13 protein-coding genes are annotated in these 14,512 nt (G+C 50.2%); 6 read left to right on the top strand and 7 right to left on the bottom strand.

Features of this window, described 5'->3' with window-relative positions:
• Nucleotides 1-113 precede the first annotated feature (113 nt).
• Together HBM92_RS15770 and yccS are read left to right on the top strand one after the other, a co-directional pair.
• Nucleotides 114-560, top strand: coding sequence for a YccF domain-containing protein (locus HBM92_RS15770; protein WP_001261236.1), 447 nt, complete (start codon nt 114-116; stop codon nt 558-560).
• 9 nt (nt 561-569) lie between these two features.
• Nucleotides 570-2,732, top strand: coding sequence for a YccS family putative transporter (gene yccS, locus HBM92_RS15775; RefSeq protein ID WP_000875041.1), 2,163 nt, complete (start codon nt 570-572; stop codon nt 2,730-2,732).
• On the opposite strand, the gene sxy is transcribed toward yccS, so the two are convergent.
• Entirely contained in the window at nt 2,695-3,324 is a 630-nt protein-coding gene (gene sxy, locus HBM92_RS15780) for a CRP-S regulon transcriptional coactivator Sxy (protein WP_000839136.1), read from the bottom strand. The genes yccS and sxy overlap by 38 nt on opposite strands.
• 218 nt (nt 3,325-3,542) lie before the next feature.
• On the opposite strand from sxy, the gene sulA reads away from it, so the two are divergent.
• Nucleotides 3,543-4,052, top strand: coding sequence for an SOS-induced cell division inhibitor SulA (sulA, locus tag HBM92_RS15785; RefSeq protein ID WP_000288707.1), 510 nt, complete (start codon nt 3,543-3,545; stop codon nt 4,050-4,052).
• A gap of 355 nt (nt 4,053-4,407) precedes the next feature.
• Nucleotides 4,408-5,460, top strand: a complete 1,053-nt coding sequence (gene ompA, locus HBM92_RS15790) for a porin OmpA (protein ID WP_001528868.1) — start codon at nt 4,408-4,410, stop codon at nt 5,458-5,460.
• A gap of 77 nt (nt 5,461-5,537) precedes the next feature.
• Here the strand turns inward: ompA and matP are convergent, their stop codons facing one another.
• On the bottom strand, nt 5,538-5,990 hold the full coding sequence (gene matP / locus HBM92_RS15795) for a macrodomain Ter protein MatP (RefSeq protein ID WP_000877153.1): 453 nt from the start codon (nt 5,988-5,990) through the stop codon (nt 5,538-5,540).
• Nucleotides 5,991-6,175: 185 nt separating this feature from the next.
• Between matP and HBM92_RS15800 the strand changes: the two genes are divergently transcribed.
• Nucleotides 6,176-7,936, top strand: coding sequence for a Lon protease family protein (locus HBM92_RS15800; protein ID WP_000156504.1), 1,761 nt, complete (start codon nt 6,176-6,178; stop codon nt 7,934-7,936).
• A gap of 68 nt (nt 7,937-8,004) precedes the next feature.
• Nucleotides 8,005-8,523, top strand: coding sequence for a bifunctional 3-hydroxydecanoyl-ACP dehydratase/trans-2-decenoyl-ACP isomerase (fabA, locus tag HBM92_RS15805; protein ID WP_000227926.1), 519 nt, complete (start codon nt 8,005-8,007; stop codon nt 8,521-8,523).
• Nucleotides 8,524-8,592: 69 nt separating this feature from the next.
• On the opposite strand, the gene rmf is transcribed toward fabA, so the two are convergent.
• The 5 genes from rmf to HBM92_RS15830 all read right to left on the bottom strand — a co-directional run bounded on the left by rmf (nt 8,593) and on the right by HBM92_RS15830 (nt 14,510).
• A complete protein-coding gene (gene rmf, locus HBM92_RS15810) occupies nt 8,593-8,760 on the bottom strand; it encodes a ribosome modulation factor (RefSeq protein WP_000828648.1) in 168 nt (55 codons plus the stop codon).
• Nucleotides 8,761-9,014: 254 nt separating this feature from the next.
• Complete coding sequence (gene pqiC / locus HBM92_RS15815) at nt 9,015-9,578, bottom strand: membrane integrity-associated transporter subunit PqiC (RefSeq protein ID WP_000759106.1); 564 nt, start codon at nt 9,576-9,578, stop codon at nt 9,015-9,017.
• On the bottom strand, nt 9,575-11,215 hold the full coding sequence (gene pqiB, locus HBM92_RS15820) for an intermembrane transport protein PqiB (protein WP_000445548.1): 1,641 nt from the start codon (nt 11,213-11,215) through the stop codon (nt 9,575-9,577). The genes pqiC and pqiB overlap by 4 nt, the downstream gene beginning before the upstream one ends.
• A gap of 4 nt (nt 11,216-11,219) precedes the next feature.
• Nucleotides 11,220-12,473 (bottom strand): membrane integrity-associated transporter subunit PqiA, encoded by a 1,254-nt coding sequence (gene pqiA / locus HBM92_RS15825; RefSeq protein WP_000333176.1) that lies wholly within the window; start codon nt 12,471-12,473, stop codon nt 11,220-11,222.
• 129 nt (nt 12,474-12,602) lie between these two features.
• Entirely contained in the window at nt 12,603-14,510 is a 1,908-nt protein-coding gene (locus tag HBM92_RS15830; protein ID WP_000053086.1) for an ABC transporter ATP-binding protein, read from the bottom strand.
• Nucleotides 14,511-14,512: the final 2 nt, after the last annotated feature.

Below are 14,512 nucleotides of genomic sequence, written 5' to 3' on the forward strand. Positions count from 1 at the left end.
GATCCACACGAAATTATTTCTTATCAGTGTAACCGTCAGAGAAAACGTGCTCCAGCCCAAAAAAACGTTACAATTGCCGCCCATTACTGAAAACCACAGTAAAGCGAGGTTTTATGCGTACCGTTTTGAACATTCTGAACTTTGTGCTTGGCGGATTTGCCACCACTCTGGGCTGGCTGTTGGCGACTCTGGTCAGTATTGTGCTGATTTTTACCTTACCGCTGACACGATCCTGCTGGGAGATCACTAAACTGTCTCTGGTGCCTTATGGCAATGAAGCTATTCATGTCGATGAACTGAACCCGGCTGGCAAAAATGTGCTGCTAAATACTGGCGGTACGGTATTGAATATTTTCTGGCTGATTTTCTTTGGCTGGTGGTTATGCCTGATGCACATTGCAACGGGCATCGCACAATGTATTTCCATCATTGGCATTCCTGTCGGTATTGCGAACTTTAAAATTGCCGCTATTGCACTATGGCCGGTCGGTCGTCGCGTGGTATCGGTAGAAACAGCGCAAGCTGCGCGCGAAGCCAATGCACGTCGTCGTTTCCAATAATCCACTAATATGGCCTTTATGCTAAGTCCTTTGCTCAAACGCTATACCTGGAACAGCGCCTGGCTGTATTACGCGCGTATTTTTATTGCGCTTTGTGGAACCACAGCGTTTCCGTGGTGGCTGGGTGATGTAAAACTGACGATTCCGCTGACGCTTGGGATGGTGGCAGCGGCGCTGACCGATCTCGATGACCGACTGGCGGGACGTTTGCGTAACCTCATCATTACGCTGTTCTGCTTTTTTATCGCCTCGGCCTCAGTAGAATTGCTGTTTCCCTGGCCCTGGCTATTTGCGATTGGCTTAACGCTCTCTACCAGCGGCTTCATTTTGCTCGGCGGTCTGGGTCAACGCTATGCAACAATTGCCTTCGGTGCATTGCTGATCGCCATTTACACTATGTTGGGAACATCACTGTATGAGCACTGGTATCAGCAGCCGATGTATCTTCTGGCCGGTGCCGTCTGGTACAACGTCCTGACACTTATTGGTCATCTGCTGTTCCCGGTCCGCCCGCTGCAGGACAACCTGGCGCGTTGCTATGAACAACTGGCGCGTTATCTTGAGCTCAAGTCGCGCATGTTTGATCCTGATATTGAAGATGAAAGCCAGGCACCGCTGTACGATTTGGCTCTCGCCAACGGTCAGCTGATGGCGACATTGAATCAGACGAAACTCTCGCTGCTGACCCGCTTACGTGGCGATCGTGGTCAACGGGGAACGCGTCGCACACTGCATTATTACTTTGTCGCACAGGATATTCACGAGCGTGCCAGCTCTTCTCATATTCAATATCAAACATTGCGTGAACATTTTCGCCACAGCGACGTGCTGTTCCGTTTTCAGCGGCTGATGTCGATGCAGGGCCAGGCGTGCCAGCAACTGTCACGCTGTATTTTGCTGCGTCAGCCTTATCAACATGATCCGCATTTTGAGCGCGCTTTTACGCATATTGATGCTGCGCTGGAGCGGATGCGCGATAACGGCGCTCCTGCTGATTTACTCAAAACACTGGGATTTTTACTGAACAATTTACGTGCCATTGATGCCCAACTGGCAACAATTGAATCAGAACAGGCCCAGGCACTGCCCCATAATAATGACGAAAATGAGCTCGCTGATGACAGCCCGCACGGATTGAGTGATATCTGGCTGCGTCTTAGCCGTCACTTCACGCCGGAATCCGCCCTCTTCCGTCATGCGGTAAGAATGTCGCTGGTGTTGTGCTTCGGCTACGCCATCATTCAGATAACCGGAATGCATCACGGGTATTGGATCTTGCTGACAAGTTTGTTTGTCTGCCAGCCAAACTATAACGCCACGCGCCACCGCCTGAAGTTAAGGATTATTGGTACGCTGGTAGGTATCGCAATTGGCATTCCTGTGCTGTGGTTTGTACCGTCACTGGAAGGGCAACTGGTGCTACTGGTTATTACCGGCGTGCTCTTTTTTGCCTTCCGTAACGTGCAATACGCCCATGCAACGATGTTCATCACACTTTTGGTGCTACTTTGTTTTAACTTGCTGGGTGAAGGTTTTGAAGTGGCGTTACCTCGCGTAATCGATACGCTGATTGGTTGTGCCATTGCGTGGGCGGCGGTGAGCTACATCTGGCCTGACTGGAAGTTTCGCAATCTGCCGCGCATGCTCGAACGTGCCACCGAGGCCAACTGTCGCTATCTCGATGCCATACTGGAGCAATACCATCAGGGGCGTGATAACCGTCTGGCGTATCGTATTGCCCGCCGCGATGCACACAACCGTGATGCTGAACTGGCGTCGGTGGTATCAAATATGTCCAGCGAGCCGAACGTTACCCCGCAAATTCGCGAGGCCGCGTTTCGGTTGCTGTGCCTTAACCATACGTTTACCAGCTATATCTCAGCCCTCGGTGCTCACCGGGAGCAGTTAACTAATCCTGAAATTCTGGCGTTTCTTGATGACGCAGTTTGCTATGTTGATGACGCGCTACATCATCAACCTGCTGATGAAGAACGCGTCAATCAGGCATTAGCTGGCCTGAAACAGCGGATGCAGCAACTTGAACCACGGGCAGACAGCAAAGAACCTCTGGTCGTACAACAAGTTGGGTTATTGATTGCATTACTGCCAGAGATTGGTCGTCTGCAACGCCAGATTACTCAAGTTCCGCAGGAAACTCCTGTTTCGGCGTAAGAGAGTCAGCCCATTCTGCAAGCTCCTGGCGGCGTGCCACCGGGAGCGCAGCTTCATGAATGCCGATAATGGCCCCTTCAAGCATAAACAGAATCTTTTCTGTCACCAGACTGTTTTGCTGCCGCAGTCGCAACCAACACATTTTTGCCCCAAGTATACGTAACGCCCGTACATCCTTAATCCCCACCTCCCCGAGAATCGCTTCCAGATGAAAAGACATATTGGGCAAATCTTTCAGTCTTTCCCGAATATTGCGCGTGCTTTTCTCTTTCAGCGCTGCATCGAGAGAATATTTCGACAGACGCACCAGCTTCAGTTGATTTCGCCATAGACTTTCATCAACCCGATAGTAATTGAGGGTAACGGATCGGCCACACTTTTTATATGTCAGCCAGACAGGCGGATGTTTTACACAGTACGGTGCACTTTGCTCACAAGCCCGAAGATACAACTCACCATCAGAAACCATCGCAAACACCGTGTCGTCAACGGTTAGGCTGTAACTACCAAACAATGATCGGTATTCAATTGTGCCCAACGTTGCCAGGTATTCTTGTGATTTATAGATCCGCTTATAGGAGAGGCTTTTCATAAAATTCCTTTTAAAATCATAACATAAAAGAATGATTCACATTAACGGATCCGTTAACTACGAAAATAGGCAACTTATTCTTAAGGGGCAAGATTAATTTATGTTTTCCCGTCACCAACGACAAAATTTGCGAGGCTCTTTCCGAAAATAGAGTTGATCTTTGTCGTCACTGGATGTACTGTACATTCATACAGTAACTCACAGGGGCTGGATTGATTATGTACACTTCAGGCTATGCACATCGTTCTTCGTCGTTCTCATCCGCAGCAAGTAAAATTGCGCGTGTCTCTACGGAAAACACTACAGCCGGGCTTATCAGTGAAGTTGTCTATCGCGAAGATCAGCCCATGATGACGCAACTTCTACTGTTGCCATTGTTACAGCAACTCGGTCAGCAATCGCGCTGGCAACTCTGGTTAACACCGCAACAAAAACTGAGTCGCGAATGGGTTCAGGCATCTGGGCTACCCTTAACGAAAGTAATGCAGATTAGCCAGCTCTCCCCTTGCCACACCGTGGAGTCAATGGTTCGCGCTTTACGCACGGGCAATTACAGCGTGGTGATCGGTTGGTTGGCAGATGATTTGACTGCAGAAGAGCATGCTGAACTTGTTGATGCGGCAAATGAAGGTAACGCTATGGGGTTTATTATGCGTCCGGTAAGCGCATCCTCTCACGCAACGAGACAACTTTCCGGGCTAAAAATTCACTCTAATTTGTATCATTAAGTAAATTTAGGATTAATCCTGGAACTTTTTTTGTCGCCCAGCCAATGCTTTCAGTCGTGACTAATTTTCCTTGCGGAGGCTTGTCTGAAGCGGTTTCCGCGATTTTCTTCTGTAAATTGTCGCTGACAAAAAAGATTAAACGTACCTTATACAAGACTTTTTTTTCATATGCCTGACGGAGTTCACACTTGTAAGTTTTCAACTACGTTGTAGACTTTACATCGCCAGGGGTGCTCGGCATAAGCCGAAGATATCGGTAGAGTTAATATTGAGCAGATCCCCGGTGAAGGATTTAACCGTGTTATCTCGTTGGAGATATTCATGGCGTATTTTGGATGATAACGAGGCGCAAAAAATGAAAAAGACAGCTATCGCGATTGCAGTGGCACTGGCTGGTTTCGCTACCGTAGCGCAGGCCGCTCCGAAAGATAACACCTGGTACACTGGTGCTAAACTGGGCTGGTCCCAGTACCATGACACTGGTTTTATTCCTAACAATGGTCCGACCCACGAAAACCAACTGGGTGCAGGTGCTTTTGGTGGTTACCAGGTTAACCCGTATGTTGGCTTTGAAATGGGTTACGACTGGTTAGGTCGTATGCCGTACAAAGGCGACAACATCAACGGCGCATACAAAGCTCAGGGCGTTCAGCTGACCGCTAAACTGGGTTACCCAATCACTGACGATCTGGACATCTACACTCGTCTGGGTGGTATGGTATGGCGTGCAGACACCAAGGCTAACGTACCTGGTGGCGCATCCTTTAAAGACCACGACACCGGCGTTTCTCCGGTCTTCGCTGGCGGTGTTGAGTATGCGATCACTCCTGAAATCGCTACCCGTCTGGAATACCAGTGGACCAACAACATCGGTGACGCACACACCATCGGCACTCGTCCGGACAACGGCATGCTGAGCCTGGGTGTTTCCTACCGTTTCGGTCAGGGCGAAGTAGCTCCAGTAGTTGCTCCGGCTCCAGCTCCGGCACCGGAAGTACAGACCAAGCACTTCACTCTGAAGTCTGACGTTCTGTTCACCTTCAACAAAGCAACCCTGAAACCGGAAGGTCAGGCTGCTCTGGATCAGCTGTACAGCCAGCTGAGCAACCTGGATCCGAAAGACGGTTCCGTAGTTGTTCTGGGTTACACTGACCGCATCGGTTCTGACGCTTATAACCAGGCTCTGTCCGAGCGTCGTGCTCAGTCCGTTGTTGATTACCTGATCTCTAAAGGTATCCCGGCAGACAAAATCTCCGCACGTGGTATGGGCGAATCCAACCCGGTTACTGGCAACACCTGTGACAACGTGAAACAGCGTGCTGCACTGATCGATTGCCTGGCTCCGGATCGTCGCGTAGAGATCGAAGTTAAAGGCATCAAAGACGTTGTAACTCAGCCGCAGGCTTAAGTTCTCGTCTGGTAGAAAAACCCCGCAGCTGCGGGGTTTTTTTTTCGCCTTTAGTAAATTGAACTGACTTTTGACAGTTATTCCTTACCCAGCAATGCCTGCAGATCCTGCTTCAAAGAAGACATTTTATTCGCGTATTTCTCTTTGTTTTCCGCATCTTCAATCAGCTGAACAATCGTTTCAGAAAGCGTTTTACCGCGACGCTGCGCAAGGCCAGCCAGACGTTGCCAGACGATAAATTCCAGATCGATCGATTTTTTGCGCGTATGCTGGTGTTCTGCATTAAAATGGCGCTTCCGTCTGGCCCGAATGGTCTGCTTCATGCGATTGACCAGTTCCGGATTCATATGCTTGTCAATCCAACCATTTACCAGCACGGGTTCATTTTCCAGCGAGAGCAACTCATCGACGGCTTCCTGGGCGGCACTGGCTTCTATGTAACGGGTGATTAACTCCCCTTCGCGGTGCTTCTTCACCAGATACTTCCATTTCCAACCGCTTTCAAGATTTTCAAGTTGTTGATATTTCATAGCGATCTCAATGTTACCGTGTAACTCTTTACAGAATATCAGCTTTTTAGGCCAGTGAAGAAAAGAATCTCCATCCTGTGAGCTTTAACGCCCATGCCAGGAGTATTGTCGTTGCTTTCTACGTGTGCTGCAGTGCCGGTTACGGTATAATCGCGGCTTTGACAACAGACTAAAAAACATCAACTTTGACCATTACGAAACTTGCATGGCGTGACCTGGTTCCTGATACCGATAGCTATCAGGAAATATTTGCTCAGCCACATTTGATTGACGAAAACGATCCTTTATTCAGTGATACTCAACCGCGACTGCAATTTGCGCTGGAGCAGTTGCTGCATACGCGAGCATCCTCCTCTTTTATGCTGGCGAAGGCCCCGGAAGAGTCTGAGTATCTGAATCTTATTGCTGATGCCGCGCGTACGCTACAAAGCGATGCAGGCCAACTGGTGGGCGGTCACTATGAGGTTTCCGGCCACACCATCCGCTTACGTCACGCAGTGAGTGCAGATGATAATTTTGCGACTTTAACGCAAGTTGTCGCTGCCGACTGGGTAGAAGCAGAGCAACTCTTTGGCTGCCTGCGTCAGTTTAATGGCGACATTACCCTGCAGCCTGGTCTGGTGCATCAGGCAAATGGCGGTATTCTCATCATCTCTTTGCGTACACTGCTGGCGCAACCTCTGCTGTGGATGCGGCTGAAAAATATCGTTAACCGCGAGCGTTTTGACTGGGTTGCGTTTGATGAGTCGCGCCCTCTCCCCGTCTCTGTGCCTTCGATGCCATTGAAGCTGAAAGTCATTCTGGTAGGCGAACGCGAATCATTGGCTGATTTCCAGGAGATGGAGCCAGAGCTTTCAGAGCAGACTATTTATAGCGAATTTGAAGATACTCTGCAGATTGTCGATGCGGAGTCAGTAAGCCAGTGGTGTCGCTGGGTGACATTTACCGCCAAACATAATCACTTACCAGCACCGGGAGCGGATGCCTGGCCGGTACTTATCCGCGAAGCAGCACGCTACACTGGTGAACAAGAAACACTTCCGCTTAGCCCGCAGTGGATCCTCCGCCAGTGTCAAGAGGTCGCCTCCCTGTGTGATGGCGACACCTTCTCCGGCGAGCAGCTAAACTTAATGCTACAGCAGCGTGAATGGCGCGAAGGTTTCCTCGCTGAACGCATGCAGGATGAGATCCTTCAGGAGCAAATCCTGATTGAAACCGAAGGCGAACGCATCGGGCAAATTAACGCCCTTTCGGTCATTGAATTTCCGGGTCATCCACGCGCTTTTGGCGAACCTTCTCGCATTAGCTGCGTTGTGCATATTGGCGATGGTGAATTCACCGACATCGAACGCAAAGCGGAGCTTGGCGGCAATATCCATGCGAAAGGGATGATGATCATGCAAGCGTTCCTGATGTCGGAACTACAGCTTGAGCAACAGATCCCCTTCTCAGCATCGCTGACATTTGAGCAGTCATACAGTGAAGTGGATGGCGATAGTGCCTCGATGGCTGAACTCTGCGCCCTGATAAGCGCCCTCGCCGATGTGCCGGTGAATCAGAGTATCGCTATCACAGGTTCAGTCGATCAGTTCGGTCGCGCCCAGCCAGTCGGTGGTTTAAATGAGAAAATCGAAGGCTTCTTTGCTATTTGCCAGCAACGTGAGTTAACGGGGAAACAAGGTGTCATTATCCCCACAGCTAACGTTCGCCATTTAAGTCTTCACAGTGAACTGGTGAAAGCGGTAGAAGAAGACAAATTCACCATCTGGGCAGTAGACGATGTGACTGACGCACTGCCGTTATTATTAAATCTGGTGTGGGATGGCGAAGGCCAAACGACGCTGATGCAAACCATCCAGGAACGTATCGCACAAGCATCGCAACAGGAAGGACGTCACCGTTTTCCATGGCCATTACGTTGGCTGAACTGGTTTATTCCGAACTGATCGGACTTGTTCAGCGTACACGTGTTAGCTATCCTGCGTGCTTCAATAAAATAAGGCTTACAGAGAACATGGTAGATAAACGCGAATCCTATACAAAAGAAGACCTTCTTGCCTCTGGTCGCGGTGAACTGTTTGGCGCTAAAGGCCCGCAATTGCCAGCACCAAACATGCTGATGATGGACCGTGTGGTCAAAATGACCGAAACGGGTGGTAACTTCGACAAAGGGTATGTTGAAGCAGAGCTGGATATCAATCCGGATCTGTGGTTCTTCGGATGCCACTTTATCGGCGATCCGGTTATGCCGGGATGCCTGGGCCTGGACGCAATGTGGCAGCTGGTAGGGTTCTACCTCGGCTGGCTGGGCGGCGAAGGTAAAGGTCGCGCGCTGGGCGTAGGTGAAGTGAAATTCACAGGCCAGGTGCTGCCGACGGCGAAAAAAGTGACCTATCGTATTCACTTTAAACGCATAGTTAACCGTCGTCTGATTATGGGCCTGGCTGATGGCGAAGTGCTGGTTGATGGTCGTTTGATCTATACCGCCAACGACCTGAAAGTCGGTCTGTTCCAGGATACGTCTGCATTCTGATTTTAATCAGACAGAGTATATAAAGGCGAAACCTCCGCAATGCGGAGGTTTCTTTTTAAAGAGACAGAATCAGGCCATTACTACCCTGTCCGCCATGGCTTCTCGCCAGCCTCCCAGCCATTGTGACCTTTGATTCAGCGTCTGATAGGGACACATTTCTTTTGAGCGTCCGGCGATGCCGGCCTGATAACCACGTTGATGTGCCCGTTCCAGGCGATCTCGTTTTTGTCTCTTCATGCCTCGTTTCCCTCATACTGGTTTCTGGTGGAAAAGAAAACAGTGATTACTAAATATGCAATCACAGTTAAGCAATACCGCGAATCATAACTGCCGTCAATGCGCAAAATTCACGCCACTGTCATATTTGTGAGCTACACGGGCATGTCGGTTGTACAAAAAATGTGAAGAGGAACAACTTTTTCCGCACGTTAGAAACAAAAAAACGCCTCAGGCAACATACCGGAGGCGGTTATATTTACAAATCTTTATGATTAAGGTAGACGCTTTATCTCTTGCGCAATAGAAGCGGCTTCCTGACTCCAGACACTGGCCAGCACTTTAACCATCTCATCGTAACCATCCTGAGTTTGCATTCCTTCCAGACGGAACGGACGTTTGATCAGTTGTCCCTGGTGGTTCAACAGCCACTCACCACTGACAATGACCTTGCCATCATAGCGACCGTTAAACTCCGTGACGGTAACATTGAGCGTGTCCTGGGCGCTTCCCAGAGGCTGGGAGGCAACCACCCAGCCGGGTAGTTGCGTACTCAGGTTGGCAACCAGGGTGTTGCGCAACTGTTGATCCAACGGGCTGGCCCACAGGTTGTTGTTGGCAATCACATACTTCACATCACTGGTTTGATAAACCACACCATTCCCCGCCAGATAGTCAGGAACAGCGACCTGCTCAACCCATAACAGGCGATTACCCTGGCTGGCGGTGCTTTGTGTACCGCTCTGCACCACAGGTAACTGGTAATAGTTTTTATTAATTTCGCCGGAGCTGCATCCGGCCAGCCACAGTGCCGCAATCGTCACTAGCCACTTTTTCATTGTTTCGCCCTCTTCGGCTCTGGATCTTTTTTGCCCTTCGCTTCAAATACCAGCGCGTTACTCTTCTCGTTGAGCGTTTTCAGCACCGGTTGCAGTTCTCGCAACACCTGATCAAGGCGCTGCATATCCGCCACCATCTTGTTGTAGGCTGCGGAACCAGGCTGGAAGCCCTGCATGCTGCGATTCAATTCACGCAACGTTGACTGCATATCCGTCGGTAACTGCTGCATCGACTGGCTGGCAAGGATCTTGTTCATGCTATCCAGCGTCGTTTGCAGGTTTTTCATTGTGCGCTGACTTTCAGAAAGCGTACTGGTTGCCTGTTCAATCATCGGATTCAATGGCAGTTTGTTGATCTTATCCAACGCTTCCATCAGTCGTTGCTGGATTTGCGCCAGACCGCCGCTAACGGTCGGGATAATCTGATAACCATTAAATTCACGAATACCGGTTATTGCAGGCGTATTTGGATAGAAATCGAGATCAACATACAGTGCGCCAGTGACCAGGTTTCCGGTTTTCAGCGATCCGCGTAAACCACGTTTCAACAATTCGCCAAGGTGCTCAACAACATCCGCATTTTCGCCAAGCTGCATTTTCAGCCGCTCTGGCTCGATACGAATCAGTACCGGAATACGGTAATCATCGTTAAATGTCTGACGCATATTCGGCGCAAAGAATGGCACTTTGCTTACGGTACCCAGGCGAATACCCCGGAATTCTACCGGAGCTCCCGGTTGCAGACCGCGTACCGAATCTTTAAAGAACATCAGATAATCAATGTGATCGGTGTACAACGAATCCTGAATGCTCTTCTGATCATCATACAAAACGAAAGCTGTTTTCGGTGCCACTGGCTGCCCTAAATCCAGACCTTCCGGCACATCAAAGCTGACACCGCCACTAAGCAGCGTTGTCAATGAGCCCATCTCCACACGCATTCCCGCTGACGTCAGATCAACCGCAATGCCACTATCTTTCCAGAAACGAACATTGCTGGTCACCAGTCGGTCATAAGGTGCATTGATGAACAGTTGATAACTGATATTGCGTTTTTGCGTATCGAAAGTGCTGGTTTCAACCGAACCTACCCGATAGCCACGGAACAGCACCGGATCTCCTGGCGAGAGCTGCCCGGCTTTTTTGCTATCGAGAAGCACACGGATACCTTTCGCATCAGGTGGGGCCAACGGTGGCGAGTCCAGCAAATCGTATTTATCCATTTTGCTGCCTTTCGCGCCTGGCTGCAGTTCGATATAAACCCCAGACAGCAGTGTTCCCAGGCCGCTAATCCCTTCTCGACCAATCTGCGGTTTCACCACCCAAAAGACGGTATCTTTATGCAGCAACTTTTCCATACCGGAATTCAGCCGCGCTTTGATTTCAACGTGCGTCAAATCATCAGCCAGTGTGGCGCTTTCAACCACGCCGACGTCAACGCTACGGCTTTTAATGGTGGTTTTGCCACCTTCAATTCCTTCCGCATTCGCGGTGATCAGGGTCACTTCCGGTCCCTGATGGCTGTAATGATAAAAAAGAACCCAGGCCCCAATGAGCGCCGTGACGATAGGAAATATCCACACGGGAGACCAGTTCTTCACTTTCTGGATTTTGGCTTCCCCATTATTAGATTCCATACTGTCAGGACTCCTCATGCTCTGATTCAGGTTGACGATCCCACGACAAACGCGGGTCAAACGTCATAGCAGAAAACATTGTCATTATGACGACTAAAGCAAACATTAATGCACCCATTGCCGGATAAATACTCATTAAACCTCCCATACGCACCAGCGCCGAGAGCACCGCGATAACGAAAACGTCAATCATCGACCAGCGGCCTACAAACTCAACAACTTCATAAATCAAATGCATTCTTTCACTGTCGCGCTTGCCGTGTCCTTTGGCATCCCAACACAGCCACGCAATGGCGATCATCTTTAACGTTGGCACCATAATACTGGCCAGAAAAATCACCGCAGCGACGGGATAAGAGCCTTCGCTCCATAACAGAATGACCCCAGCGAGAATCGTCGACGGCATCTTCGAGCCTAATAAATCCGTCACCATGATGGGCAAAATATTAGCCGGAAGATACAGCATGATGGACGTTACAAGCAGCGCGAGTGTCCACTGCAGGCTGTTTCTACGCCGAACGTACCCTTTGGTACTACAACGCGGGCACACGGGTTCATCAGCAGGAAGGATTGCCGTACAACAGGAGCACGAACGCAGCCCCTGACGTATCCCCGTGACACCTGGTTTTAGCGGCTGGCGCAGTTCTGGCATCGGGGCGATGTCGTCCCATAACCAGCGACGATCAACACACTGAAAAGCGCGCAGTTGCAGGACACAAAATAAACACCAGGGGAGAAAGCTGCTGCCTACCCCAATGCTGCCGTAAGCCATCAGTTTCACGAAACTGACCAGCACACCCGCGAGGAAAATCTCCGCCATTCCCCAGGTTTTGAGTTGAAAAAGCACCCGTGCCAGTTGCTCTTTTAAACGGACCGGTAATTCCGCGCGATTCACCAGTAACAGAATGGTTATCAGACAAAACGCGGGAACCAGTTGCACAAACAACAGGAAAAAGGTGCCGAGGCTGGCGTAGTCCTCAGAAAAAAGCACGCCGGGAATTTCCAGTAATGTAATTTCACTGGTAACTCCTGCAACGTTCATATTCACAAAAGGAAACAAGTTGGACAGCAACAGCATGAACAGTGCAGCCAACGCATAGGCGGTGGGACGCTGCCGAGGGGCATCCCACGCCACGGTTAACGTTGTGCCACACCGGGGACATGCCGCTTTCTGACCATGCTCAAGGCGCGGTAACGCCACCAGCATGTCACACTGCGAGCACAGGATGTGCTTCGCGGCATGATGATGTTCGCACATTGGTACTCCTTAATGATGCGCTATTTTACAGATGACGAACAAAGTGTTGGTTTTCATGCCTGATAAACCCAGTTCATCAGGCAATTTTACCGTTGTCAGCTGTCTCTGTTTAAATCGACTATTTTGCGATCAGCCACCATTTTTTAACGCTTCAAGATACTCCCAGCGTTCAAAGGCTTGCTCCAGCTCCTGCTCTGCAGCAGCCATATCGGCGAGCACTTTTTGTGTCTGCTCATGGGGCTGACTGAAGAAGGAAGCATCCGCCACTTGCGTCTGTAGGGCTTCCAGCTTCGCCTCCAGATCTTCGAGCAATTGCGGTAGCTGCTCCAGTTCGCGCTGCAATTTATAGCTTAGTTTGCTACTGCTGCGTTTTACAGTTTCTGCTTTTGGCGCGGCGGCTTCTTCGCTTTTTTTCACCGCAGGCTGTTTGAGCGCCACATACTGTTCTTGCTGACCACGGGCATCATGATAACCGCCGACATAACGACCAATTTTACCGCCGCCTTCGAAGATCCAGCATTCTGTAACGGTGTTATCGACAAACTGACGATCGTGGCTAACCAGCAATACCGTGCCCTGATAGCTGTCGATCAGTTCTTCCAGCAGTTCCAGCGTTTCGACATCAAGATCGTTGGTCGGTTCGTCAAGAATCAATAAGTTGCTTGGTTTGAGGAACAAACGCGCCAACAACAAGCGGTTACGCTCACCGCCAGAAAGCGCACGTACCGGCGTCATCGCCCGTTTTGGATGGAACAGGAAGTCCTGCAAATAGCCCAAAACATGACGTGGCTTGCCGTTAACCATCACCTCTTGCTTACCTTCAGCAAGGTTATCCATCACCGTTTTATCGGGATCCAGTTCCGCACGGTGCTGATCGAAATAAGCCACTTCCAGTTTGGTGCCAACGTGAATACGCCCGCTGTCCGCCTGAAGCTGACCGAGCATTAGTTTCAGCAGCGTGGTTTTGCCGCACCCATTCGGACCAATCAGGGCAATTTTGTCGCCGCGTAGAACCTGGGCAGAAAAATCTTTCACCAGTTGCTTACCGTCAACCTGGTAGCAAACGTCCTCCATTTCGAAAACGATCTTACCGGAGCGGCTGGCTTCTTCCACCTGCATCTTTGCGGTACCCATTACTTCGCGACGTTCACCACGCTCGCGACGCATTGCTTTCAGGGCGCGTACGCGGCCTTCATTACGGGTACGACGTGCTTTGATCCCCTGGCGGATCCACACCTCTTCCTGCGCCAGTTTGCGATCGAACTCGGCATTTTGTAATTCTTCCACGCGCAGGGCTTCTTCTTTTTCCAGCAGGTACTGGTCGTAATTCCCTGGATAGGTCACCAGCTTGCCGCGATCGAGATCAACAATGCGCGTCGCCATATTGCGGATAAACGAACGGTCGTGGGAAATGAAAATAATTGTCCCATTGAAGGTTTTGAGGAACCCTTCCAGCCAGTCGATGGTTTCAATATCCAGGTGGTTAGTCGGTTCGTCGAGCAGCAATACGCGCGGATTGCTCACCAGCGCGCGTCCTAATGCCGCTTTACGCAACCAGCCGCCGGAAAGCGACGACAGCGCAACATTAGGATCTAATCCCAGTTGCGCCAGCACTTCGTTGATGCGGTTTTCCAGCTGCCACAGGTTGTGGTGATCCAGCTGTTCCTGAACCTTCGCCAGTTCGTTGAGATTTTTCTCGCTCGGGTCGTTCATCACCAGGCGCGAAATATCGTGATAGCGTTTCAGGTATTCCGCTTGTTCTTCAATGCCTTCGGCAACGAAATCATAAACGCTACCCTCAACGTTACGCGGCGGATCCTGTTGCAGACGAGCTACAATCAAATCTTGCTCATAAATAATGCGACCGTCATCCAGCCCCTGTTCACGGTTGAGGATCTTCATTAACGTTGATTTGCCTGCACCGTTACGCCCCACCAGACAAACACGTTCGTTATCTTCGATATGCAGTTCTGCGTTATCGAGAAGCGGCGCGTCGCTGAACGACAGCCATGCGCCATGCATACTGATTAATGACATTA

The organism is Escherichia sp. E.sYA108 (assembly GCF_011754335.1).
GTDB classification, from domain to species: domain Bacteria; phylum Pseudomonadota; class Gammaproteobacteria; order Enterobacterales; family Enterobacteriaceae; genus Escherichia; species Escherichia coli.